This window comes from Streptomyces sp. UW30, from assembly GCF_008042075.1.
Classification (GTDB): domain Bacteria; phylum Actinomycetota; class Actinomycetes; order Streptomycetales; family Streptomycetaceae; genus Streptomyces.
Map to the genome: position 1 here is coordinate 1,207,344 of NZ_RDBN01000005.1, position 24,960 is coordinate 1,232,303.

Here is a 24,960-nt window from a genome sequence, read left to right on the forward strand (position 1 = left end):
CAACAAGGATGAGCAAGCTGCGCGTGGCGGTCCTCGGAGCCGGGGGCCGGATCGGCTCCGAGGCGGTACGGGCGGTCGAGGCCGCCGAGGACATGGAGCTGGTCGCCGCCCTGAGCCGGGGCGACAAGCTGGAGACGCTCGCGGAGACGGGCGCCCAGGTGGCCGTCGAACTGACCACGCCGGACTCGGTGATGGCCAACCTCGACTACTGCGTGAACCACGGCATCCATGCGGTCGTCGGCACGACGGGCTGGACCGACGAGCGCCTCACGCAGCTGAAGGGCTGGCTGGCCGCCTCCCCGCAGACGGGCGTGCTCATCGCGCCGAACTTCTCCATCGGGGCCGTCCTGACGATGAAGTTCGCGCAGATCGCCGCGCCCTACTTCGAGTCGGTCGAGGTCGTCGAGCTGCACCACCCGAAGAAGGTCGACGCCCCGTCCGGCACCGCCACCCGCACGGCCCAGCTCATCGCAGAGGCGCGCGCGAAGGCGGGCACGGCCCCGGCGCCGGACGCGACGGAGACCGCCCTGGACGGCGCGCGGGGTGCGGACGTCGACGGAATCCCCGTCCACTCCGTCCGCCTGCGCGGCCTGCTGGCCCACCAGGAGGTCCTGCTCGGCGGTGAGGGCGAGACCCTCACCGTCCGCCACGACTCCCTCCACCACAGCAGCTTCATGCCGGGCATCCTGCTCGGCGCCCGCCGCGTGGTGACCACTCCCGGCCTGACGTTCGGCCTGGAACACTTCCTGGACCTGGGCTGAGGCTCGCAGATGCGCGCGAAGCTCTCCTATGCCATAACGGCCGCCGTCCTGGTCGTCTACTTCGTCCTGGTCGGCAGCCGTGGCGTGCTGCTCATCCAGTCCGGCACCCTCCTCACCGTCACCTTCGGCGTAGCGGTGCTGATCCTGCCGGTGATCGGCCTGTGGTTCCTGTGGAAGAACACCCAGTTCGTCCGCAGGGCCAACGCGCTGGCCGCCGAACTCGACGCCGAGGGCGGCCTGCCCGTCGACGAGCTGAAGCGCACGCCTGGCGGCCGGATCGACCGCGACTCGGCCGACGAGGTCTTCGCCAAGCGCAAGGCCGAGACGGAAGCGGCGCCCGACGACTGGCGCAGCTGGTTCCGCCTCGCCGTCGCCTACCACGACGCCCGGGACACCCCGCGGGCGCGCAAGGCGATGCAGCAGGCCATCGCCCTGCACGACGGCAGGACCATCGAGGCCTGAGCCATACGCCGAAGGGGCCGGCCCGCTGCTGCGGACCGGCCCCTTCGCATGTCTGTCGCGGTCAGCCGCGCCTGTTCTCCGCCGCCCACGCCTCGACCGCGTCGGCGGCCCGGTCGAACGCCGCGAACCGTGCCAGGAAGTCCGCGTTGTGCGTGGTCATCAGAGTCGGCGCGTCATCCGCCGCACGGCCCTGCCGTACGAGCATCAGCGCCTGCCCCTGGACCGTGCGCGGCAACCCCAGCCAGCGCACCGGCTGCTGCACCGTCCGCACGGCGGCGATCTGATCCCAGGGCACCGTGCGTGTCAGGAAGAAGCCCACATGGCGCAGCCCGCGCGCGCTCACCCACACGCCCGCGCGCAGCAGCCGCAGGGCACTGACGATGATGGCCAGCGCGATCCCGAAGACCACGGCGGCCCCGGGCAGGGTGCCGGTCAGGGCGATGATGACCGCCGCGAACAGCACGTACGAGGCGAGCAGCAGCCACAGCGCCGCCATGCCCACCCGCCACGGACCGGGGCGGTAGGGACGCCGCCAGCGTTCGTGGTCGTCGAAGGGGAGCGCGACGTCGTCGGCTGCCTCGAAGGCGCGATCGGCCGTCAGGAAGGGCAGGGGCACGGCTGGTCCTCACTCAATCCATGCATGGGCTGTGCCCGGTGAGGCTATCGACCCGGGTCCCCACTCACCACCCTTGGGGGTCCGATGGGGTCAGCGCCCTTGGGACGCCTGCGACTGCTGGGTCGGCGAGGCCGTATCGACGGACAGGGCCGGCATCCCGACCACCAGCGAGCCCACCAGCCCTGCGACGAGGGTGAGCCCCAGCAGCCAGCGCCCGGCCATCTGACCGGCGGACGCCCGCTCGCGGGGCGGGGGAGCGACATTGCTTCGGAATCGGTCGGCTTCGGCGAGGAAGGCGAAGGGTACGGACTCGCGCCGACGGAACATCGGGGGGTCTTCTCCTCTCGGGAGAGTATGAGTAGTCGTCACCAACACAGACGAGCGAGTGCCCCAAAAGGTGCCCGGTTTCACCGAATTCACAGAAATTCGCCGAAGTTCGCCGACGTATGTCGTGACCCGGCACCGAACGCCCCGTTGTCAGTGCCGGGCCGTAGAGTGGGCGCCGCCCAGAGAAGTGATGGAAGGACCCCGCGAGCCGTGACCGACACCCCCGCCGACGAACCCAAGCCCAGCTTCCGCAGTGACGTCTCCGTCGAGCTGGTCAAGCACAGCGCGGCCGACTCCGACGTGCTGTGGGCCGCCCGCGTCTCCACCGCCGGCGAGCAGTCCCTGGAGGAGCTGCAGAAGGACCCCGAGCGCTCCAAGGGCCTGATCAACTACCTGATGCGGGACCGGCACGGCAGCCCCTTCGAGCACAACTCGATGACCTTCTTCATCAGCGCCCCGATCTTCGTCTTCCGCGAGTTCATGCGGCACCGCGTGGGCTGGTCGTACAACGAGGAGAGCGGTCGCTACCGGGAGCTCCAGCCGGTCTTCTACGTCCCCGCCGAGTCCCGCAAGCTGGTCCAGGAGGRCCGCMCGGGCAAGTACGTCTTCGTGGAGGGCACCCAGGCCCAGCAGGAGCTGGTCGGCCGTGTCATGGAGGACTCGTACCGGGAGTCGTACGAGGCCTACCAGGAGATGCTTGCCGCCGGCGTCGCCCGCGAGGTCGCCCGTGCGGTCCTCCCGGTCGGCCTGTTCTCCTCGATGTACGCCACCTGCAACGCCCGCTCGCTGATGCACTTCCTCGGCCTGCGCACCCAGCACGAGCTGGCCAAGGTCCCGTCCTTCCCGCAGCGGGAGATCGAGATGGTCGGCGAGAAGATGGAGGCGCAGTGGGCCAAGCTCATGCCGCTGACGTACGCCGCCTTCAATGCGAACGGCCGCGTGGCGCCGTAAGACGCTCCGGGAGCGGGGGCAGGCGTCAGCCTCATGAAGTGTCCGTATTGCGGCATTTAGAGATGTTCATCTAGCCTGATCAAACGGACCCGGCACTGCTTGAACCCCCGAGCAGGCAGTGCCGGGCTCCATATTTGTCCTGACTTTCCCGCACCCCCCTAGGGCAGACCAGGCCGTGCGCAACGAGTAGCGTGTAACCCATGGCTCCGACCTCCACTCCGCAGACCCCCTTCGGGCGGGTCCTCACCGCCATGATCACGCCTTTCACGGCGGACGGCGCAATCGACCTCGACGGCGCACAGCGGCTCGCCACGCACCTGGTGGACGCAGGCAACGACGGCCTGATCATCAACGGCACCACCGGCGAGTCGCCCACCACCAGCGACGCGGAGAAATCGGACCTCGTACGAGCGGTACTGGAGGCGGTCGGCGACCGCGCTCACGTGGTGGCCGGAGTCGGCACCAACGACACGCACCACAGCCTCGAGCTGGCCCGTACGGCCCAGCAGGTCGGCGCACACGGCCTCCTGGTCGTCACGCCGTACTACAACAAGCCCCCGCAGGAAGGCCTGTACCGGCACTTCAAGGCCATCGCCGACGCCACCGAGCTGCCGGTCATGCTCTACGACATCCCCGGCCGCAGCGGCGTCCCGATCAACACCGAGACGATCGTCCGCCTGGCCGAACACCCGCGCATCGTCGCCAACAAGGACGCGAAGGGTGACCTCGGCCGAGCCAGCTGGGCCATCGCCCGCTCCGGCCTCGCCTGGTACTCCGGCGACGACATGCTGAACCTGCCGCTGCWCTCCGTGGGCGCGGTCGGCTTCGTCTCGGTCGTCGGCCACCTCGTCACCCCCGACCTGCGCGCGCTCGTCGACGCGTACGTCTCCGGCGACGTCCAGAAGGCCACCGAGATCCACCAGAAGCTGCTCCCGGTCTACACCGGCATGTTCCGCACCCAGGGCGTCATGACGACGAAGGCCGCGCTCGCCCTCCAGGGCCTGCCCGCCGGACCGCTGCGTGCCCCCATGGCCGAGTGCTCCCCCGAGGAGATCGAGCAGCTCAAGATCGATCTTGCCGCAGGCGGGGTACAGCTTTAACACCAGACTTCGCGCGCCGGCCGCGCAGCAGACTCCACAACTGAATAAGCAGGCCACCGGTGCCTGCGCACTACACACAACGACAACTGCTTCTGCACGAACGTCACGCGCGCCACGTGCCCGACCGGTACGTGGCGTGCGTGGTGAGGAGAGTCTTTTGAGTCATCCGCATCCTGAACTCGGCCCGCCCCCGCCGCTCCCCGAAGGCGGCCTACGGGTCACCCCGCTGGGCGGTCTCGGTGAGATCGGCCGAAACATGACGGTCTTCGAATACGGCGGCCGCCTCCTGATCGTCGACTGCGGAGTGCTCTTCCCCGAGGAGGAGCAGCCCGGAATCGACCTGATCCTGCCGGACTTCTCGTCCATCAGGGACCGCCTCGACGACATCGAGGGCATCGTTCTCACCCATGGCCACGAGGACCACATCGGCGGCGTCCCCTACCTCCTGCGCGAGAAGCCGGACATCCCGCTGATCGGCTCCAAGCTGACCCTCGCCCTCATCGAGGCCAAGCTCCAGGAGCACCGCATCCGCCCCTACACCCTCGAAGTGGCGGAGGGGAACCGCGAACGCATCGGCCCCTTCGACTGCGAGTTCGTCGCGGTCAACCACTCCATCCCGGACGCCCTTGCCGTGGCGATCCGCACCCCCGCCGGCATGGTGGTCCACACCGGCGACTTCAAGATGGACCAGCTCCCGCTGGACAACCGCCTGACCGACCTGCACGCGTTCGCGCGTCTGAGCGAGGAGGGGATCGACCTTCTTCTCTCCGACTCGACGAACGCGGAGGTCCCGGGCTTCGTCCCGCCCGAGCGGGACATCTCCAACGTCCTGCGCCAGGTCTTCGCGAACGCCCGCAAGCGGATCATCGTGGCGAGCTTCGCCAGCCACATCCACCGCATCCAGCAGATCCTGGACGCGGCCCACGAGTACGGCCGCAGGGTCGCCTTCGTCGGCCGCTCGATGGTCCGCAACATGGGCATCGCCAGGGACCTGGGCTACCTGAAGGTCCCCCCGGGCCTGGTGGTGGACATCAAGACGCTGGACGATCTCCCCGACAGCGAGGTCGTACTGGTCTGCACGGGTTCGCAGGGCGAACCGATGGCAGCCCTGTCGAGGATGGCGAACAGGGACCACCAGATCCGGATCGTCAACGGCGACACGGTGATCCTGGCGTCCTCCCTGATCCCCGGCAACGAGAACGCGGTGTACCGCGTGATCAACGGTCTGACCCGCTGGGGCGCGAACGTCGTCCACAAGGGCAACGCCAAGGTCCACGTCTCGGGCCACGCCTCGGCCGGCGAGCTGCTGTACTTCTACAACATCTGCCGCCCGAAGAACCTGATGCCGGTGCACGGCGAATGGCGACACCTGCGTGCCAACGCCGAGCTGGGCGCCCTCACCGGCGTCCCGCACGACCGCATCGTCATCGCCGAGGACGGCGTCGTCGTCGACCTCATCGAGGGCAAGGCGAAGATCTCCGGCAAGGTCCAGGCGGGCTACGTGTACGTCGACGGCCTCTCGGTCGGCGACGTCGGCGAGCCGGCGCTCAAGGACCGCAAGATCCTCGGCGACGAGGGCATCATCTCGGTCTTCGTGGTGGTGGACTCATCCACCGGCAAGATCACGGGCGGCCCGCACATCCAGGCCCGCGGCTCCGGCATCGAGGACTCCGCCTTCGGGGACGTCATCCCGAGGATCACGGAGGTACTGGAGCGGTCGGCCCAGGACGGTGTGGTCGAACCCCACCAGATGCAGCAGCTGGTGCGGCGGACCCTGGGCAAGTGGGTCTCCGACACGTATCGCCGCAGGCCGATGATCCTGCCTGTGGTGGTGGAGGTCTGACGGTCCGTCGGACGCTCGACTGCGTGAGTCCGGAGCGGGGCGCCTCGATTTGCATCGAGGCGCCCCGCTCCAGTACGTTTACGGCTCCGCCCAACCGGGAACCCGGCCACCTCGTGTGCCGGAACCAGTCCCCGCAGGGGGGCGGGAATTCCGACTCAGAATCTCTGATAAAGTCGGAACCGCCGGAAAGGGAAACGCGAAAGCGGGAACCTGGAAAGCACCGAGGAAATCGGATCGGAAAACGGTCTGATAGAGTCGGAAACGCAAGACCGAAGGGAAGCGCCCGGAGGAAAGCCCGAGAGGGTGAGTACAAAGGAAGCGTCCGTTCCTTGAGAACTCAACAGCGTGCCAAAAATCAACGCCAGATATGTTGATACCCCGTCTCCGGCCGGTCTTCCGGTTGGGACGAGGTTCCTTTGAAACAAAACACAGCGAGGACGCTGTGAACGGTCGGGCCTATTCCGCCTGACTGTTCCGCTCTCGTGATGTGTGCACCCGATTACGTACGAGAGGACCGGGACGGACGAACCTCTGGTGTGCCAGTTGTTCTGCCAAGGGCATGGCTGGTTGGCTACGTTCGGGAGGGATAACCGCTGAAAGCATCTAAGCGGGAAGCCTGCTTCGAGATGAGTATTCCCACCCACTTGATGGGGTAAGGCTCCCAGTAGACGACTGGGTTGATAGGCCGGATCTGGAAGCACGGTAACGTGTGGAGGTGACCGGTACTAATAGGCCGAGGGCTTGTCCATAGAGGCTCGCGTCCACTGTGTTGGTTCTGAAGCAACGACCGACGTCCCCCCTTTGTTTGGGGGGTTTCCGGTCACAGTTTCATAGTGTTTCGGTGGTTATAGCGTGAGGGAAACGCCCGGTTACATTCCGAACCCGGAAGCTAAGCCTTACAGCGCCGATGGTACTGCAGGGGGGACCCTGTGGGAGAGTAGGACGCCGCCGAACTCCTTTTATAGGGTTGGACCCGGAACTTCGGTTCTGGGTCCAACCCTTTTTTGTTGTGCGTCACCTGGCGTTCACGTTCCGCAACCAACATCACCCACATGGGTACTGCTGCAATGCTCAGGGCTGCCGGCGTCGGCGTCGGTGACGAGGTTGTCGTACCGGCCTTCGGGAACGTCGAAGTCGCCGAGGCCGTGCTCCTGGCCGGAGCGCTGCCGGTGTTCGCCGACATAGACCCGGTGACGTACTGCCTGGACGCCGTCACGGTCKAGGCGGTTGTCACTCAGCGCACGGCGGCCGTTGTCGCCGTACATCGCTTTGGTCGGTCGGCTGATATCGCGCGGTTGCACGAGATCGGGCAGCGGCACGGGCTGCTGGTGCTGGAGCAGGGTGAGTCCGAGGTGCCGTACGACGAAATCGCTCAGCGCAGGCAGCGGGCCTCGTATCTGGACGCGAAGCTGAAGGGTGTGTACACGCCCGATGGCGGTGACGGGCACACCTACCAGCAGTACGTCGTGCGGGTGCCGGGGAATGGGCGGCCGGATCGGGACGCCTTTGCTCGGGCCGTGCGAGCCAGGGGAGTTGAATGCCGGGTGCCGGTGAAGACGCCCGTGCACAGGCTGCCCGAGTTCCGTCGGTGTGTGTCTCTGCCGGAGACCGAGCGGGCCGCTGATGAAACGTTGGCTCTGCCGGTTGACGCTTCTCTGACCAAGCGGGACATGCAGCGCGTCGTGTCTGCCTGCAATGCGCTCGGAGGACTGCTCCAGCCCGCGTTCTGAGCGGGTTTGGGAGCACGGCGCGTTCAGGGTATGATCTATTCCGTTGCTGCGAGGGAAACTTCGCAAAAGGCAGCTGGCCCCTATAGCTCAGTCGGTAGAGCGTCTCCATGGTAAGGAGAAGGTCAACGGTTCGATTCCGTTTGGGGGCTCCACGGAGAAGGCCCCGCCCATTCGGGCGGGGCCTTTCTCATGCTCTTCTCCCTGTCTGCCTCAGTCCTTGTGGATGCCCGGGACCCGCATCGCCAGGATCGCCATGTCGTCGGACGGGGCGTCAGAGGCGAAGCGTTCGACCGCGCGCATGATGCGAGCCGCCACAGCGCCTGCCGTAAGGCCGGTGCAGGTCGTGAGGACGTCGGTGAGGCCGTCGTCGCCCAGCATGCGGCTGCCCTCGCGGCGTTCGGTGACACCGTCCGTGACGCAGAGAAGGACGTCGCCGGGGTCGAGGGTGACCGTCTGCTCGTAGAGCTCCAGGTCCTCCATGACGCCGAGCAGCGGCTGGGGTTCCGCGGCCGGTTCGACCGTGCCGTCCTGGCGCAGGCGGAGCGGGAGCGGGTGGCCGGCGCAGACCACCTTCAGCTCGGCGCTGCCGTCCTCCTGCGGCCTCAACTCGCCGTACAGGAGCGTCAGGAAGCGGCTGCGGGCGCCCTCGTCGAGGATCGCGGAGTTCAGGCGTTCCAGGACCGCCGGGCCGCTGAGGCCCTCGCGTGCGAGGAGCCGGAGGGCGTGCCGGGCAAGGCCCGTGACCGCCGCCGCGTTCGGGCCCGTACCGCAGACGTCGCCGATGGCGAAGCCGTAGGCGCCGTCGCTGATCGGGAAGAGGTCGTAGAAGTCGCCGCCGACCTCGTTGCCCTCGCCGGCCGCGCGGTAGATGACCTCGACCTCGACGCCGCCGATCTCGGGGAGCTCGGGGGGCAGGAGGCTGCGCTGGAGGGACTGGCTGATGGCGGTGCGCTCGGAGTAGAGGCGGGCGTTGTCCAGGGCCAGGGCGGCCCTGCGGCTCAAGTCCTCGGCCAGCTCCAGGATTTCCTGGCGGAAGTGTTCGTCCGTGGGCTTGCCCAGGGTCAGCATGCCGATGACGCGGTTGCGGGCCACCAGCGGCAGTACGACCGTCTCGCCGCCGACCGCGGACGCCGTGGCCAGGGTGGGCCCGATGCCGGCGCTGATGCGGCCGATGGGCTCGCCCAGGCCCAGGCTGCGCATGGAGGTGCGCAGGGCCGCCTGGTGGGCGGACTCGGCGGGGGCCGACCAGACGCGGGCGCCGGGGGTGGGTACCGGGTCCGGCGGGGGGATCTTCGACAACAGCGACTTAATGCCGTCGATGAGTTCCTCGTCCTCGTGCAGGACGTACGACAGGTACGGCTCCGAGGCCTGGTCGGCGATGGTGTAGACCGCGCACCAGGTGGCCAGCGTCGGGACCGTCATCTGGGCCATCAGCGCGAGAGTCTGGTCGCGGTCCAGGGTGCCGGCGAGGAGGTCGGAGGCCTCGACCAGGAAGCTGAGGGAACCTCGGCGCAGGCGTTCGAGTTCGCCGAGCCGGGCCGATTCCACCGCGAGGGCGATGCGGTCGGCGGCGAACTGGAGGCGCAGCGCCTCCTCGTTGGAGTATCTGGCGGGGGCCTCGGCGGCGACGCCGAGGGAGCCGGTGAGGCGGCCCTCGACCTTGAGCGGGACCGTGACGACCGAGCGCATGCCGGTGCCCCGCAGGAGGGGTACGGCGCCGGGGACCATCGTGAGGTCCTCGTGGACCGCCGGCATGCGGGCCGAGCCGTAGCGGCCGGGGCCCGCCTCGACGGGCACGCGTGCGAAGCGCTGGCGGGCGGAGGGCAGGCCGGTGGAGGCGCGGACCTCCAGCTCCGTCTCGTCGTCGGTCGCGAGGAGCAGGAAGGCGGAGTCGCCGTCCAGCATGTCGCGGGCGCGTTCCACCGTGCGCTGGAGGAGGCCGTCGAGGTCGTCAGGGGCCGGGGAGCCGATGAACACCTCGAAGGGGTCGGTGCTCTGGGACTCGGCGCCGGTGTCGGAGGCCGGGACGCGCAACGGGGTCTGCAGGACCGCGCGTTCGTGGTCGCGGACCAGGAGGCAGACCGTGGAGGGCTCGCCGCCCGTGTCGCGGACGCGGAGGTGGGAGGCGTACACCGGTGTGACGCGGCCGTTGGCGCCTCTTATGCCGTAGCTGCCTTCCCAGCGCGAGAGTTGGAGCGCCTCCGCGATGCCGGTGCTGGTGCCCGGGGTGTGCGGCCAGGCCGCGAGGTCGGTCAGAGGCTTGCCGGTGACCTGCTCCGCCGCGTAGCCGAAGAGTTCCTCCGCGTCCTCGCTCCACGACGAGATGGAGCCCGTGCGGTCGATCTGGACCACGGCGACGCGGACGCGGCCGTCGGCGAGCGGGAGGAGGTCGGAGGGCAGGGACGGGCCGGCGGCGCGGGTGCCCACCGGGCGCTCGGGGAGGTTGAGTTGGAACCAGACCTGCTTGTGCGTCGGGGTGTACTCGACGCCCCAGCGGCCGGCCAGGGCCGCGCACAGCTGGAGTCCGCGGCCGCCCTCGCGGTCGGGGCTGCCCATGTTGACGGGTGAGCCCTGGAGCGGGATCTCGCGCTCCGGATACCGGTCGGCCACCTCGATCCGTACGCCCTCTTCACTTCGCAGGCACAGGACGTCCGCGGAGGTGCCCGCGTGTACGACTGCGTTCGTCACCAGTTCGCTGGTGAGGACGACGGCGTCGTCGACGATGTCGGCGAAGCCCCAGCCCTGCAGGGTGTCGCGGACGAAGGAGCGGGCGCTCGCGACCGATCGCCCGACGGGATCGAAGCTGGCTGCCGCGCGCGCGGTGATCACTGAACTCCTCGTCCGGTTGTCGACGTGCAGGGCTTCCTGGCCGACCGGCTCGCGCCGCTGGTGCGGCATGTGCGCGCCCGTCGGCCGCTCCGGGGATTGTCCCCCCGGGATCAGTCCGGTGGTCATGTCCGGCTGCCCCTCCGATGCCCGCTCGTGCTCCTCCTGTCACCGCCCAGGCCGGACGGGACCGGCGCGGCTGGACAGCCGCATGCAAGGTTACTTACCTTCGCCGTCCATGCGGATGCCGGTCTGCAGTGTTTCCGCCCAGAGGGTGTGCGGACGATGTGCGAAGCTGCCGAACTGTTATGGCCGGGTTCAGGCAGGGTGAAACACTGGGCAAGCTTCTTGTGAAGGTCCGGGCAGGCTGGGTGTCATTCGCGTACCGCGGGCAGCAGCACGTGGTGTGGCCTGGTATATCCGGCAGGAATACCCAGCGGTAACGGGTACGCCGAACAGTAGAACCCGAGCACAGCAGTAACGGTCGACCCCTGCGGGAGGGACACAGTGGAGTCTGGCGCAGCGACGCGGGGCACTAAGACGCGCGCGAAAGGCGGACAGTCCCTGAGGAACGAGCGCAAGGCGCGTGGCGGGACCACCGCCGTGGATACGGCTGCCCTGAACCGGCTGCTGGCGGCGCTGGTGTCCATGCGCGACGGGAATTTCCGGAAGCGGCTCACGGTGTCCGGGGACGGCGTGATGTCGGAGATCGCCGCTGTCTTCAACGAGGTGGCCGACCGAAATCTCCACCTCACGGGTGAGCTGGCGCGCGTGCGTCGGATGGTCGGCCGTGAGGGCAAGCTCACGGAGCGGCTGGAGACGGGGGCCTGTGAGGGCTCCTGGGCGGCCGCCATCGACAACTCGAACTCCCTGGTCGACGACCTCGTACGGCCTGTCTCCGAGGTCGGCCGGGTGCTCACCGCGGTGGCCGAGGGTGATCTGTCGCCGCGTATGGAGCTGCGCACGCAGGCGCAGGACGGTGCCGGGCATCCACTGCGGGGTGAGTTCCTCAAGGTCGGGCGGACCGTAAACAACCTTGTCGATCAGCTGTCCACGTTCACCGACGAGGTCACGCGTGTGGCCAGCGAGGTCGGTACCGAGGGCAAGCTCGGCGGGCAGGCACGCGTGCGTGGGATGTCGGGTTCGTGGAAGGACCTCACGGACTCCGTCAACACGATGGCGTACCGGCTGACGGCCCAGGTGAGGGACATCGCCCTGGTGACCACGGCGGTCGCCAAGGGTGATCTGTCTCGGAAGGTCACCGTTCATGTGGCCGGCGAGATGCTGGAGCTGAAGAACACCGTCAACACGATGGTGGACCAGCTGTCGTCCTTCTCCTCCGAGGTGACGCGAGTCGCGCGTGAGGTGGGCACCGAGGGCGAGCTCGGCGGGCAGGCGAAGGTGCCGGGTGTGGCCGGTGTGTGGAAGGACCTCACCGATTCGGTGAACCTCATGGCCGGCAACCTGACGGCCCAGGTGCGAGGAATCGCACAGGTGACGACTGCCGTCGCCAACGGTGACCTCTCGCAGAAGGTGACCGTTTCGGCGCGCGGCGAGGTCGCTCAGCTCGCGGACACGATCAACCAGATGACCGAGACGCTGCGGATCTTCGCCGACGAGGTCACACGTGTGGCCAACGAGGTCGGCGCCGAGGGGCGGCTGGGCGGCCAGGCGAACGTGCCGGGCGCCGCGGGCACCTGGAAGGACCTGACGGASTCCGTCAACACCGTCTTCCGGAACCTCACCATTCAGGTGCGGGACATCGCCGCCGTGACGACGGCCGTGGCCAACGGTGACCTGTCGCAGAAGGTCACGGTCGATGTGGCCGGCGAGATGCTGGAGCTGAAGAACACCGTCAACGGCATGGTCGACCAGCTGTCGTCGTTCGGTGCCGAGGTCACGCGCGTGGCGCGCGAGGTCGGTGTCGAGGGTGAGCTCGGCGGGCAGGCGCAGGTGCCGGGGGCGGCAGGCACGTGGAAGGACCTGACGGACTCCGTCAACACGGCCTTCCGGAACCTCACCGGACAGGTGAGGAACATCGCCCAGGTCACCACGGCGGTGGCGAACGGTGACTTGTCGCAGAAGGTCACCGTGGACGTCTCCGGCGAGATGCTCCAGCTGAAGAACACCGTGAACACGATGGTGGACCAGCTGTCGTCCTTCGCCGACCAGGTCACGCGGATGGCCCGGGACGTGGGTACCGAGGGCCGGCTGGGCGGTCAGGCCGTCGTACCGGGTGTCGCCGGTACGTGGAAGGAGCTGACCGACTCCGTCAACGGAATGGCAGGGAACCTGACTGCCCAGGTGCGCAACATCGCCCAGGTCACCACGGCGGTCGCGCGCGGTGACCTGTCCCAGAAGATCGACGTCGACGCGCGCGGCGAGATCCTGGAGCTGAAGAACACCATCAACACGATGGTCGACCAGCTGTCGTCCTTCGCCGACCAGGTGACCCTGGTCGCGCGTGAGGTGGGTACCGAGGGCCGCCTGGGCGGACAGGCACAGGTGCCCGGCGTCGCCGGTGTGTGGCGTGACCTGACCGACTCCGTGAACGGCATGGCCTCCAACCTGACCGGCCAGGTGCGCAACATCGCGCAGGTCGCCACGGCGGTGGCCCGGGGTGACCTGTCCCAGAAGATCACCGTGGACGCGCGCGGGGAGATCCTGGAGCTGAAGAACACCCTGAACACGATGGTGGACCAGCTGTCGTCCTTCGCCGAAGAGGTCACGCGTGTGGCCCGTGAGGTGGGCACGGAAGGCATCCTCGGCGGGCAGGCCGAGGTGCAGGGTGTCTCCGGCACCTGGAAGGACCTCACGCAGTCCGTGAACTTCATGGCGAACAACCTGACGATCCAGGTGCGCAACATCGCCGAGGTCACGACCGCGGTCGCCAAGGGTGACCTGTCGAAGAAGATCACTGTCGATGCGAAGGGCGAGATCCTCGAGCTCGTCACCACCGTGAACACGATGGTGGACCAGCTGTCGTCCTTCGCGGAGCAGGTGACGCGAGTGGCCCGTGAGGTGGGCACGGACGGCATCCTCGGTGGCCAGGCGCACGTGCCGGGCGCCACGGGCATCTGGAAGGACCTCAGCAACAACGTCAACCTGATGGCCAACAACCTGACCGTCCAGGTGCGGAACATCTCCCAGGTCGCGGCGGCCGTCGCCAACGGTGACCTGACGCGGACGGTGACGATCGAGGCGCGCGGCGAGGTCGCGCAGCTCGCCGACACCTTCAACACCATGGTGAAGACGCTGAGTTCGTTCGCCGACCAGGTCACCAAGGTGGCCCGCGAGGTGGGCACGGACGGGATCCTCGGCGGTCAGGCGCACGTACCGGGTGTGGCCGGTACGTGGAAGGACCTCACCGAGTCCGTGAACCAGATGGCGTCCAACCTGACCGGCCAGGTGCGCAACATCGCCATGGTCACCACCGCCATCGCCAAGGGTGACCTGACGAAGAAGATCGACATCGACGCCCGGGGCGAGATCCTCGAACTCAAGACGACGATCAACACGATGGTCGACCAGCTGTCGTCGTTCGCCGAGGAGGTCACCCGAGTCGCCCGCGAGGTGGGCACGGAGGGGCAGCTCGGTGGCCAGGCACGCGTGCGTGACGTCGACGGAACCTGGCGCGACCTCACCGAGTCCGTGAACGAAATGGCAGGAAACCTTACTCGCCAGGTGCGTGCCATCGCGCGCGTGGCGACCGCGGTGACCCGTGGCGACCTGAACCTGAAGATCGACGTCGACGCGTCCGGCGAGATCCAGGAGCTCCAGGACTACATCAACAAGATGATCGCCAACCTGCGCGACACCACGATCGCCAACAAGGAGCAGGACTGGCTCAAGGGCAACCTCGCCCGGATCTCGGCGCTGATGCAGGGCCGCCGCGATCTGGAGGACGTGGCCTCGCTGATCATGAGCGAGCTGACACCGGTCGTGACCGCGCAGCACGGCGCGTTCTTCGTCGCCATGCCGCTCCTCGACGGCAAGGATCTGGCCGCCGAGAACGACGACCAGTACGAGCTGCGGATGCTCGGGTCGTACGGCTACTCGATGGGATCCATGCCGACGTCCTTCCGGCCGGGTGAGGCGCTCATCGGGACGGCCGCCGAGGAAAAGCGCACGATCCTGGTGGAGAACGCGCCCAGCGGCTACCTGAAGATCTCCTCCGGGCTCGGAGAGGCGCCTCCCGCGCAGGTGATCGTCCTTCCGGTGCTGTTCGAGGGCAAGGTGCTCGGTGTCATCGAGCTGGCTTCCTTCACCCCCTTCACGCAGATCCAGAAGGACTTCCTCAACCAGATCGCCGAGATGATCGCGACCAGCGTCAACACCATCTCGGTCAACACCAAGACCGAGGTGCTGCTGAAGCAGTCGCAGGAGCTGACTGAGCAACTGCGTGAGCGCTCGGCCGAGTTGGAGAACCGGCAAAAGGCCCTCCAGGCGTCCAACGCCGAGCTGGAGGAGAAGGCCGAGCTGCTGGCCCAGCAGAACCGCGACATCGAGGTGAAGAACACCGAGATCGAGGAGGCGCGGCAGGTCCTGGAGGAGCGCGCCGAGCAACTCGCCGTCTCCATGCGCTACAAGAGCGAGTTCCTCGCCAACATGTCGCACGAGCTGCGTACGCCGCTGAACTCGCTGCTGATCCTGGCCAAGCTGCTCGCCGACAACGCCGAGGGCAACCTGTCGCCGAAGCAGGTCGAGTTCGCCGAGACCATCCACGGCGCCGGCTCCGACCTGCTGCAGCTGATCAACGACATCCTGGACCTGTCGAAGGTCGAGGCGGGCAAGATGGACGTCTCCCCGACGCGCATCGCGCTCGTCCAGCTCGTGGACTACGTGGAGGCCACCTTCCGGCCACTGACCGCGGAGAAGGGCCTGGACCTGTCCGTACGGGTCTCGCCGGAGCTGCCGGCCACGCTGCACACCGACGAGCAGCGGCTGCTTCAGGTGCTGCGGAACCTGCTGTCGAACGCGGTGAAGTTCACCGACTCCGGCTCGGTCGAGCTGGTGATCCGGCCCGCCGGGATGGATGTGCCGCAGGTGATCCGGGAGCAGCTGCTGGAGGCCGGTTCGCTGACCGAGGCGGACGCGCCACTGATCGCGTTCTCCGTGACCGACACGGGCATCGGGATCGCGGCCAGCAAGATGCGGGTGATCTTCGAGGCGTTCAAGCAGGCGGACGGCACGACCAGCCGCAAGTACGGCGGTACCGGTCTGGGACTGTCCATCTCGCGGGAGATCGCGCAACTGCTGGGTGGCGAGATCCACGCGCAGAGCGAGCCGGGACGCGGATCGACGTTCACGCTGTATTTGCCGCTGCACCCCAGCGAACTGCCCCCGCACGGCTACCAGCAGCAGCTGCCGTCCCTCGACGCGGGCGATCTGGTGGCCTCGGCCGCCGATCTGGCGGAGCTGTCCGACGTCGAGATCGAGACGCCGGCCGAGGTGCGGTCCTACCGGGAGACCCAGAACGGCGCCGCCGCGCTCTTCAGGCGCCGCCGCAGGGCCGCCCACGAGCTGGAACAGCGCCCGGCGCAGCTGGAGCGGTGGTCCGCGACGGAGCAGCAGGACAGGACACCGCAGCCGCGCCGGGGCATCCGGTTCGGCGGCGAGAAGGTGCTGATCGTCGACGACGACATCCGTAACGTCTTCGCGCTCACCAGCGTCCTGGAGCAGCACGGCCTGTCCGTGCTGTACGCCGAGAACGGCCGTGAGGGCATCGAGGTCCTGGAGCAGCACGACGATGTGGCGGTCGTGCTCATGGACATCATGATGCCGGAGATGGACGGGTACGCGACGACCACGGCGATCCGCCGGATGCCGCAGTTCGCCGGGCTTCCGATCATCGCGCTGACCGCCAAGGCGATGAAGGGCGACCGGGAGAAGGCGATCGAGTCGGGGGCTTCCGATTACGTGACGAAGCCGGTCGATCCCGATCATCTTCTTGCGGTGATGGACCAGTGGATGAGGGACCAGTGACGACGGCTGAAAGTGTTCACACGGAGTTGCTGACTGAGTGTGCTCGAAGCCGTGTAGAAGTGCGGGATTCGGGGAACCTTCTGGTCTCCTGCTGCGTTTCTGCTACGTGCACAGTGACATCGCGGTGACAGGGTGTGGCGACAGGCGGGGTGCGGCTACCATGACCGGCACGAGGGCGGGCGGCGTAAGGGAGCCGTCCCCTGGGGCGGAGCCCGGTGCACTGCCGGGGCGAGGAGGGCGGGCCATGGTGCAGAAGGCCAAGATCCTCCTGGTCGATGACCGGCCGGAGAATCTGCTGGCGCTGGAGGCGATCCTCTCTGCGCTCGATCAGACCCTGGTGCGGGCATCGTCCGGGGAGGAAGCGCTCAAAGCACTACTGACGGACGACTTCGCGGTCATTCTGCTGGACGTCCAGATGCCGGGAATGGACGGTTTCGAAACCGCCGCGCACATCAAGCGGCGGGAACGGACCAGGGACATCCCGATCATCTTCCTCACCGCGATCAACCACGGCCCGCATCACACCTTCCGCGGTTACGCGGCGGGCGCGGTGGACTACATCTCCAAGCCGTTCGACCCGTGGGTGCTGCGGGCGAAGGTCTCCGTGTTCGTCGAGCTGTACATGAAGAACTGCCAGCTCCGGGAGCAGGCGGCGCTGCTGCGGCTCCAGTTGGAGGGTGGCGGCGGCAAGGCCGCGGGCGCCGACTCCAAGGAGCCGGCGGGGCTGCTGGCCGAGCTGTCGGCGCGGCTCGCCGCCGTCGAGGAGCAGGCCGAGGCACTGTCCAAGCAGCTCGACGACGAGTCGGCGGACGCGGCCGCGGTGGCCACGGCGGCCCATCTCGAACGCAAACTCACCGGATTGCGGCGGGCGCTGGACGCCCTGGAGCCGGGCACCGGGAGCGCGTCCTCGGTGCCCTCGCAGAACTGACGTCGTGATGCGCCGGTTGGCCGGCGAGCGGCGCCCAATCGTCCTGTGTGTGACCGGTCCGTGAACCGGCGTCAGTTCGCCGCCTCCGCAAGGGCGACACGAACGGGTGAAGCAGTGGGCACACGTGTCCGCCGCCTTCTCCACCGGTAACCTCACACCCATGGCCTCACGTTCCTCCGCAGCCAAGAAGCCGCCAGCGAAGAAGGCGGCCGCTTCCGCGAAGGCTCCGGCGAAGAAGGCCGCCGCCAAGAAAGCCCCCGCGAAGAAGGCGCCGGCGAAGAAGGCCGCGGCGAAGAAAGCCGCGCCGCCGAAGCCCGCGCCCAACCCCACCGGGGGCGTGTACCGGCTCGTGCGCGCCATCTGGCTCGGGCTCGCGCACGCCGTCGGCGCGGTGTTCCGCGGCATAGGGCAGGGCGCGAAGAACCTCGACCCCGCCCATCGCAAGGACGGCATCGCACTGCTGCTGCTCGGCCTCGCGCTGATCGTCGCCGCCGGCACCTGGTCGAATCTGCGCGGTCCCGTCGGGGACCTTGTCGAGATCATCGTGACCGGCGCCTTCGGCCGGCTCGACCTGCTCGTGCCGATACTGCTCGCGGTCATCGCCGTACGGTTCATCCGGCACCCCGAGCAGCCCGAGGCCAACGGCCGCATCGTCATCGGCCTGTCCGCGCTCGTCATCGGCGTGCTCGGCCAGGTCCACATCGCCGTCGGCTCGCCCGCCCGCAGCGACGGCATGCAGGCCATAAGGGACGCCGGCGGGCTGATCGGCTGGGGTGCGGCGACCCCGCTGACGCACACCATGGGCGAGGTCCTCGCCGTACCGCTGCTCGCGCTGCTCACGATCTTCGGGCTGCTGGTCGTCACCGCCACCCCGGTCAACGCCATCCCGCAGCGGCTGCGGCAGTTGGGCATCAAGCTCGGCATCCTGCCCGACCCCGACGAGGACGACGACTACACCGACGACGAGCAGCGCTACGACGAGCAGTGGCGTGACGCGGTGCCCGCGGCACGTTCCCGCAGGCGTGCGCCGGCGCGTGATGCGTACGACCCCGACGGCGCCGAGCAGGAGGCCCTCTCGCGGCGTCGCGGGCGTCCGAGGCGCTCCGCGGTGCCGCAGCCCGAGATGGACCGTCCCATGGACGCTGTGGACGTCGCGGCGGCCGCGGCTGCCGCGCTCGACGGCGCCGTCCTGCACGGGATGCCGCCCTCGCCGATCGTCGCCGACCTCACCCAGGGCGTCAGCGTGGGCGACCGCGCGGAGACCACCCCGGTACCGACGCCCGTCCCGGCCGCGCGGCCCAAGCAGGAGAAGCTCCCCAAGTCCGAGGTCCCGGACCTGACCAAGTCCGGGGTTCCCGACCTCACCAAGGCAGCGCCCGAGGAGATGCGCGACCTGCCGCCACGCGCCGAACAGCTCCAGCTGTCCGGCGACATCACCTACTCCCTGCCGTCGCTGGACCTCCTCGAGCGCGGCGGGCCCGGCAAGTCGCGCAGCGCCGCGAACGACGCCATCGTCGAGTCGCTCACCACCGTCTTCTCCGAGTTCAAGGTCGACGCCCGGGTCACCGGCTTCACGCGCGGGCCGACGGTCACGCGCTACGAGGTCGAGCTCGGGCCCGCCGTGAAGGTCGAGCGGATCACCGCGCTGACGAAGAACATCGCGTACGCGGTCGCCAGCCCGGACGTGCGGATCATCAGCCCGATCCCCGGCAAGTCCGCGGTCGGCATCGAGATCCCCAACACCGACCGCGAGATGGTCAACCTCGGTGACGTGCTGCGCCTCGCGGCCGCCGCCGAGGACGACCACCCGATGCTGGTCGCGCTCGGCAAGGACGTCGAGGGCGGCTACGTGATGGCCAACATCGCGAAGATGCCGCATGTGCTGGTTGCCGGCGCGACCGGCTCCGGTAAGTCGTCGTGCATTAACTGCTTGATCACTTCGGTGATGATGCGGGCGACCCCCGAGGACGTCCGCATGGTCCTCGTCGACCCCAAGCGCGTCGAGCTGACCGCCTACGAGGGCATCCCGCACCTGATCACGCCGATCATCACCAACCCGAAGCGGGCCGCCGAGGCGCTCCAGTGGGTCGTACGGGAGATGGACCTTCGCTACGACGACCTCGCAGCGTTCGGATACCGGCACATCGACGACTTCAACCAGGCGATCCGTGACGGCAAGCTGAAGACGCCCGAGGGCAGTGAGCGCGAGCTCAAGACCTATCCGTATCTGCTGGTGATCGTCGACGAGCTCGCCGACCTGATGATGGTGGCGCCGCGAGACGTCGAGGACGCGATCGTGCGTATCACGCAGCTCGCGCGCGCGGCCGGCATCCACCTGGTGCTCGCCACACAGCGGCCGTCCGTCGACGTCGTCACCGGTCTGATCAAGGCGAACGTGCCTTCGCGGCTCGCGTTCGCCACCTCCTCGCTCGCCGACTCGCGGGTCATCCTCGACCAGCCCGGCGCCGAGAAGCTGATCGGCAAGGGCGACGGGCTGTTCCTGCCGATGGGGGCCAACAAGCCGACCCGCATGCAGGGCGCCTTCGTGACCGAGGAGGAGGTCGCGGTCGTCGTCCAGCACTGCAAGGACCAGATGGCGCCCGTCTTCCGGGACGACGTCACCGTCGGGACCAAGCAGAAGAAGGAGATCGACGAGGAGATCGGCGACGACCKCGACCTGCTGTGCCAGGCGGCGGAGCTCGTGGTCTCCACGCAGTTCGGGTCGACGTCCATGCTCCAGCGCAAGCTGCGCGTCGGGYTCGCCAAGGCGGGGCGGCTGATGGACCTCATGGAGTCCCGCGGCATCGTGGGCCCGAGCGAGGGCTCCAAGGCTCGTGACGTTCTTGTGAAACCTGATGAGCTGGACGGAGTGCTCGCCGTGATCCGCGGGGAGGCATAAAGCGAGCCCGACGCGGAATACGGGAGGCAGTGGTCGCCTCGCGGGTGGGTGGGTGAGCGATGAGCCGATGCCCGATCGTGACTCACCCGTAAGGGATCATTGAGCAACCGTTCCCCTTCGGCGTACGTCAAGTTGAGGGAGGCGACAAACTCGTGCCCCACCATCGGTGTGTCCGGCCATACCGATGGCGTACAAAGTCCTACCGCCCGGTTGCCCCACCCTTTCGTTACCCCCCTAGACTGAACCTCCAGCACAGGTGGCTTAAACGCTCGAAAGGCGCCCCCGTGTCCATCGGCAACTCCCCTGAAAACGAGCGTCCGTTCGAAGACGTCCCCGAGGAATCCAGCCCCTCGATCGGCCGTGCCCTGAGGCAGGCGCGCCTCGATGCCGGGCTGACTGTCGAGGACGTCACCAACGCCACCCGGGTCCGCATCGCCATCGTGCAGGCCATCGAGGCTGACAATTTCGCCCCCTGCGGCGGAGACGTGTACGCCCGTGGCCACATCCGGACCCTGGCCAAGGCCGTCCACCTCGATCCGGCCCCGCTGCTCGCCCAGTACGACGCCTCGCACGGCGGACGACCGGCGCCGACCCCGGCTGCCCCCCTGTTCGAGGCGGAGCGCATCCGTCCCGAGCGGCGCGGGCCCAACTGGACCGCGGCCATGGTCGCCGCGATCGTCGCGGTGGTCGGGTTCGTCGGGTTCACCGCCTTCAAGGGCGGGGACGACGGCGGCAAGTCGGCCGTCGCCGAGGGCGGCTCGACTCCGACGTCCGACAAGATCACGCCCACCCCGAAGACCGACAAGCCCAAGGACCCCAAGCCGGAGCCGTCGGACAGCGCCATCGCCGCCGTCCCGCAGGACAAGGTGACCGTCCAGGTCAGCGCCGCCGACGGACGGAGCTGGATCGCGGCCAAGGACCACAACGGCCGGTTCCTCTTCGACGGCCTCCTCAAGCAGGGCGACACCAAGACCTTCCAGGACAGCGAGAAGATCAACCTGGTCCTCGGTGACGCCGGCGCGATCGACCTCTACGTCAACGGCAAGAAGATCGAGGACGACTGGCAGCCCGGCGCCGTGGAGCGCCTCACGTACACGAAGGGCGACCCGCAGGCGGGATAAGTCCGGCTGAAGGGTCGAGGTGAGGACGGGGTTGGCCAAGATCGGCCAACCCCGTCGACGTGGGCTGTCAGTGAGACAAAGTAGTCTTGAGCCCATGTCTGAACGCCGTACCGTCGCACTCGTCACTCTTGGCTGCGCCCGTAACGAGGTGGACTCGGAGGAGCTCGCAGGCCGCTTGGAGGCGGACGGCTGGGACCTCGTGGAGGACGCCGCGGACGCGGATGTCGCGGTCGTCAACACCTGTGGCTTCGTCGACGCCGCCAAGAAGGACTCCGTCGACGCGCTCCTGGAGGCCAACGACCTCAAGGATCATGGAAGAACCCAGGCCGTCGTGGCGGTGGGCTGCATGGCCGAGCGGTACGGCAAGGACCTCGCCGAAGCCCTCCCCGAGGCCGACGGAGTGCTCGGCTTCGACGACTACGCGGACATCTCGGACCGCCTGCAGACCATCCTGTCCGGCGGTATCCACGCCGCGCACACCCCGCGCGACCGGCGCAAGCTGCTGCCGATCAGCCCTGCCGAGCGGCAGGAGTCGGCGGCCGACGTCGCGCTCCCCGGGCATGCCCCCGTCGACCTCCCGGACGGGCTCGCTCCGGCCTCCGGCCCGCGTGCGCCCCTGCGCCGCCGTCTCGACGGCACCCCGGTCGCCTCGGTGAAGCTCGCCTCCGGCTGCGACCGGCGCTGCTCCTTCTGCGCCATCCCGTCCTTCCGCGGCTCCTTCATCTCGCGCCGGCCCAGCGACGTGCTGAACGAGACGCGGTGGCTGGCCGAACAGGGCGTGAAGGAGATCATGCTGGTCTCCGAGAACAACACCTCCTACGGCAAGGACCTGGGCGACATCCGCCTGCTGGAGTCCCTCCTGCCGGAGCTCGCCGAGGTCGACGGCATCGAGCGCGTCCGCGTCAGCTACCTCCAGCCGGCCGAGATGCGGCCCGGCCTGATCGACGTGCTGACCTCGACGCCGAAGGTCGCCCCGTACTTCGACCTGTCCTTCCAGCACTCCGCGCCCGACGTGCTGCGCGCGATGCGCCGCTTCGGCGACACCGACCGCTTCCTGGAGCTGCTGGACACCATCCGCAGCAAGGCCCCCCAGGCCGGCGTGCGCTCCAACTTCATCGTCGGCTTCCCCGGCGAGACCGAGGCCGACCTGGCGGAGCTGGAGCGCTTCCTGAACCACGCGCGGCTGGACGCCATCGGCGTCTTCGGCTACTCCGACGAGGACGGCACCGAGGCAGCGACGTACGACAACAAGCTCGACGAGGACGTCGTCGCCGAGCGGCTGGCACGTGTCTCCCGGCTGGCCGAGGAGCTCGTCTCGCAGCGATCCGAGGAGCGCGTCGGGGAGAGTGTGTACGTGCTCGTCGAGTCGGTCGACTCCGAGGACTCGGCGGACGGCGCGCACGGCCGCGGGGCACACCAGGCGCCGGAGACGGACGGCCAGGTGCTGCTCACGAGCAGCGAGGGGCTGAGCGTCGGTCGTATGGTCGAGGCGAAGGTGGTCGGTACGGAAGGTGTCGACCTGGTGGCCGAGCCGCTGCTGGGCACGCTCGCGTGTAGTGAGGAGGCGGACAGATGACCGGAGTTCCGGCGTCCGCCGCGGGTGGCTCCCCGGCGGGTGCGGCGGGCAAGGCGAGTGCGGTGGGCTCGTCGAAGGCCGGGTCGTCGAAGGCGGGCGGCTCGAAAGCGGGCGGAGCAGGCGGCTCGAAGGCGAGCGATGCCGAGACCGGTGGCCAGGGCGGTGCGAAATCCCCGCGCGGCGGGAAGATCGCGGCCGCGGCCGTCAACCAGGCCAGCGTCTGGAACATCGCCAACCTTCTGACCATGCTCCGGCTGGTCCTCGTGCCGGCATTCGTCGCGCTGATGCTGGCCGACGGCGGATACGACCCGGCGTGGCGCTCACTCGCCTGGGCGGCCTTCGCCATCGCCATGATCACGGACCTGTTCGACGGTCATCTGGCGCGCACGTACGACCTCGTCACCGACTTCGGGAAGATCGCCGACCCCATCGCCGACAAGGCGATCATGGGGGCGGCGCTGATCTGTCTGTCGGCACTGGACGATCTGCCGTGGTGGGTGACGATCGTCATCCTCGGACGGGAACTCGGGATCACGCTCCTGCGTTTCATCGTCATCCGGTACGGCGTGATCCCGGCGAGCCGCGGCGGCAAGCTCAAGACCCTCACGCAAGGCGTGGCAGTCGGGATGTACATCCTGGCGCTGACGGGGTGGCTGGCCACGCTGAGGTGGTGGGTGATGGCCGCGGCCGTCGTCCTGACCGTGTTGACCGGGCTCGACTATGTGAGACAAGCCATTGTGCTGCGCAGGCAGGGAATCGCCGAGCGCAAGGCCGCGTTGGAGGAGACGGAAGCGTGAGTTCCCGGGCCGCCGACGTGGTGCGACTACTCACAGTGAAGGGTGAGACGCTCGCTGTCGCCGAGTCGCTGACAGGCGGACTGGTTGCGGCGGACATCACAACCGTCCCCGGGGCATCAAAGGTCTTCCGGGGTTCGGTGACCGCCTACGCCACCGAGCTGAAGCACCGGCTGCTCGGCGTCGACGCCACCTTGCTGGAGCAGCGCGGAGCGGTGAATCCGCAGGTCGCGGCCCAAATGGCGGTAGGCGTGCGGAAGGCCCTGGGAGCCGACTGGGGCATCGCCACGACCGGTGTGGCGGGGCCGGACATGCAGGACGGACACCCCGTCGGGACCGTTTTCGTCGCCCTGGACGGGCCCATCGGTCCTGGCTCCGGTTCTGCCGGTGGCGGAAAAGTGGAGGCCCTGCGGTTGAACGGCGGCCGCGAGGAAATTCGTATGGAGAGTGTACGGAGCGTACTCGCGCTGCTCCTGAAGGAGCTTGCGAGCGAACACACTGGGAATGAGCGGGCACAGGATACGGAACAGAACGGGGGGTTTTGATGTTTGCAGCCCTGAGTGAACACGACATCGCTCCCCGCACGGCCGCGGCGCAAGGCGGTACGGTGGGGCGTGAAGGATGCGGCTACGCGGTCCGAGGAGGGAGCCACCGATGATTCTGCTCCGTCGCCTGCTGGGTGACGTGCTGCGTCGGCAGCGCCAGCGCCAGGGCCGTACTCTGCGCGAAGTCTCCTCGTCCGCCCGAGTCTCACTCGGCTATCTCTCCGAGGTGGAGCGGGGGCAGAAGGAGGCTTCCTCCGAGCTGCTCGCCGCGATTTGCGACGCGCTGGACGTACGGATGTCCGAGCTCATGCGGGAAGTGAGCGACGAGCTCGCCCTCGCGGAGCTGGCCCAGTCTGCTGCGGCCACACCCAGCGAGCCTGTACCCGCGTCGGTCCGTCCGATGCTGGGTTCCGTGTCGGTGACCGGCGTGCCACCGGAACGGGTGACCATCAAGGCGCCTTCCGAGGCGGTGGACGTGGTCGCCGCGTGACAGCGA

Annotated in this window: 17 protein-coding genes, 1 tRNA gene, 1 rRNA gene and 1 other annotated feature; of the genes, 16 read left to right on the plus strand and 3 right to left on the minus strand. The window is 68.4% G+C overall.

Translation table 11 applies throughout. From position 1 onward, the window contains the following. Positions 1-8 precede the first annotated feature (8 nt). Positions 9-761 carry a 4-hydroxy-tetrahydrodipicolinate reductase gene (dapB, locus tag EAO75_RS07195; protein WP_147994110.1) on the plus strand — a complete coding sequence of 251 codons (753 nt, stop codon included), beginning with the start codon at positions 9-11 and terminating at the stop codon, positions 759-761. Between the two features lie 9 nt (positions 762-770). Then, positions 771-1,223, plus strand: coding sequence for a hypothetical protein (locus tag EAO75_RS07200; RefSeq protein ID WP_147994111.1), 453 nt, complete (start codon positions 771-773; stop codon positions 1,221-1,223). A 61-nt stretch (positions 1,224-1,284) separates the two neighbouring features. On the opposite strand, the gene EAO75_RS07205 is transcribed toward EAO75_RS07200, so the two are convergent. Both EAO75_RS07205 and EAO75_RS07210 read right to left on the minus strand, forming a co-directional pair. Further along, the gene (locus tag EAO75_RS07205) at positions 1,285-1,839 is read right to left on the minus strand and encodes a PH domain-containing protein (RefSeq protein ID WP_147994112.1); all 555 of its coding nucleotides are present in this window, start codon (positions 1,837-1,839) and stop codon (positions 1,285-1,287) included. A gap of 90 nt (positions 1,840-1,929) precedes the next feature. Then, positions 1,930-2,166, minus strand: coding sequence for a hypothetical protein (locus EAO75_RS07210; protein WP_147994113.1), 237 nt, complete (start codon positions 2,164-2,166; stop codon positions 1,930-1,932). A 210-nt stretch (positions 2,167-2,376) separates the two neighbouring features. Between EAO75_RS07210 and thyX the strand changes: the two genes are divergently transcribed. From thyX to EAO75_RS07245, 6 genes are all read left to right on the plus strand, one after another. Then, entirely contained in the window at positions 2,377-3,117 is a 741-nt protein-coding gene (gene thyX, locus EAO75_RS07215; RefSeq protein WP_147994114.1) for an FAD-dependent thymidylate synthase, read from the plus strand. Positions 3,118-3,317: 200 nt separating this feature from the next. Beyond that, on the plus strand, positions 3,318-4,217 hold the full coding sequence (gene dapA, locus EAO75_RS07220; protein ID WP_147994115.1) for a 4-hydroxy-tetrahydrodipicolinate synthase: 900 nt from the start codon (positions 3,318-3,320) through the stop codon (positions 4,215-4,217). Positions 4,218-4,374: 157 nt separating this feature from the next. Beyond that, positions 4,375-6,060, plus strand: coding sequence for a ribonuclease J (locus EAO75_RS07225; protein WP_147994116.1), 1,686 nt, complete (start codon positions 4,375-4,377; stop codon positions 6,058-6,060). A gap of 423 nt (positions 6,061-6,483) precedes the next feature. After that, positions 6,484-6,797: a sequence feature (23S ribosomal RNA rRNA prediction is too short), on the plus strand. A 100-nt stretch (positions 6,798-6,897) separates the two neighbouring features. Then, positions 6,898-7,014: ribosomal RNA gene (gene rrf, locus EAO75_RS07235) — 5S ribosomal RNA — on the plus strand. A gap of 113 nt (positions 7,015-7,127) precedes the next feature. Next, complete coding sequence (locus tag EAO75_RS07240; protein WP_147994331.1) at positions 7,128-7,790, plus strand: DegT/DnrJ/EryC1/StrS family aminotransferase; 663 nt, start codon at positions 7,128-7,130, stop codon at positions 7,788-7,790. A 76-nt stretch (positions 7,791-7,866) separates the two neighbouring features. After that, positions 7,867-7,942 (plus strand) — tRNA-Thr (locus EAO75_RS07245). 58 nt (positions 7,943-8,000) lie between these two features. Here the strand turns inward: EAO75_RS07245 and EAO75_RS07250 are convergent. Next, positions 8,001-10,745 carry a SpoIIE family protein phosphatase gene (locus tag EAO75_RS07250; RefSeq protein WP_147994117.1) on the minus strand — a complete coding sequence of 915 codons (2,745 nt, stop codon included), beginning with the start codon at positions 10,743-10,745 and terminating at the stop codon, positions 8,001-8,003. A gap of 378 nt (positions 10,746-11,123) precedes the next feature. Between EAO75_RS07250 and EAO75_RS07260 the strand changes: the two genes are divergently transcribed. The 8 genes from EAO75_RS07260 to EAO75_RS07295 all read left to right on the plus strand — a co-directional run bounded on the left by EAO75_RS07260 (position 11,124) and on the right by EAO75_RS07295 (position 24,954). After that, positions 11,124-16,601, plus strand: coding sequence for a HAMP domain-containing protein (locus tag EAO75_RS07260; RefSeq protein WP_147994118.1), 5,478 nt, complete (start codon positions 11,124-11,126; stop codon positions 16,599-16,601). A 244-nt stretch (positions 16,602-16,845) separates the two neighbouring features. After that, the gene (locus tag EAO75_RS07265) at positions 16,846-17,529 is read left to right on the plus strand and encodes a two-component system response regulator (protein WP_147994119.1); all 684 of its coding nucleotides are present in this window, start codon (positions 16,846-16,848) and stop codon (positions 17,527-17,529) included. Positions 17,530-17,689: 160 nt separating this feature from the next. Continuing rightward, positions 17,690-20,428, plus strand: a complete 2,739-nt coding sequence (locus EAO75_RS07270) for a DNA translocase FtsK (protein ID WP_261989168.1) — start codon at positions 17,690-17,692, stop codon at positions 20,426-20,428. 284 nt (positions 20,429-20,712) lie between these two features. Continuing rightward, positions 20,713-21,549 (plus strand): helix-turn-helix domain-containing protein, encoded by an 837-nt coding sequence (locus tag EAO75_RS07275; RefSeq protein WP_147994121.1) that lies wholly within the window; start codon positions 20,713-20,715, stop codon positions 21,547-21,549. A gap of 94 nt (positions 21,550-21,643) precedes the next feature. Continuing rightward, entirely contained in the window at positions 21,644-23,125 is a 1,482-nt protein-coding gene (rimO, locus tag EAO75_RS07280) for a 30S ribosomal protein S12 methylthiotransferase RimO (protein ID WP_147994122.1), read from the plus strand. Beyond that, on the plus strand, positions 23,122-23,922 hold the full coding sequence (gene pgsA, locus EAO75_RS07285; RefSeq protein WP_147994123.1) for a CDP-diacylglycerol--glycerol-3-phosphate 3-phosphatidyltransferase: 801 nt from the start codon (positions 23,122-23,124) through the stop codon (positions 23,920-23,922). Before rimO ends, pgsA begins: the two co-directional genes overlap by 4 nt. Continuing rightward, a complete protein-coding gene (locus tag EAO75_RS07290; protein WP_147994124.1) occupies positions 23,919-24,464 on the plus strand; it encodes a CinA family protein in 546 nt (181 codons plus the stop codon). Before pgsA ends, EAO75_RS07290 begins: the two co-directional genes overlap by 4 nt. A gap of 109 nt (positions 24,465-24,573) precedes the next feature. Continuing rightward, the gene (locus EAO75_RS07295) at positions 24,574-24,954 is read left to right on the plus strand and encodes a helix-turn-helix domain-containing protein (protein ID WP_030046881.1); all 381 of its coding nucleotides are present in this window, start codon (positions 24,574-24,576) and stop codon (positions 24,952-24,954) included. The last annotated feature ends 6 nt before the right edge of the window (positions 24,955-24,960 follow it).

Coding starts and splice junctions, on each gene's coding strand:
- dapB (WP_147994110.1), top strand. CDS start 9: ATGAGCAAGCTGCGCGTGGCGGTCCTCGGAGCCGGGGGCCGGATCGGC.
- EAO75_RS07200 (WP_147994111.1), top strand. CDS start 771: ATGCGCGCGAAGCTCTCCTATGCCATAACGGCCGCCGTCCTGGTCGTC.
- EAO75_RS07210 (WP_147994113.1), bottom strand. CDS start 2,166: ATGTTCCGTCGGCGCGAGTCCGTACCCTTCGCCTTCCTCGCCGAAGCC.
- EAO75_RS07250 (WP_147994117.1), bottom strand. CDS start 10,745: ATGACCACCGGACTGATCCCGGGGGGACAATCCCCGGAGCGGCCGACG.
- EAO75_RS07265 (WP_147994119.1), top strand. CDS start 16,846: ATGGTGCAGAAGGCCAAGATCCTCCTGGTCGATGACCGGCCGGAGAAT.
- rimO (WP_147994122.1), top strand. CDS start 21,644: ATGTCTGAACGCCGTACCGTCGCACTCGTCACTCTTGGCTGCGCCCGT.
- pgsA (WP_147994123.1), top strand. CDS start 23,122: ATGACCGGAGTTCCGGCGTCCGCCGCGGGTGGCTCCCCGGCGGGTGCG.
- EAO75_RS07295 (WP_030046881.1), top strand. CDS start 24,574: ATGATTCTGCTCCGTCGCCTGCTGGGTGACGTGCTGCGTCGGCAGCGC.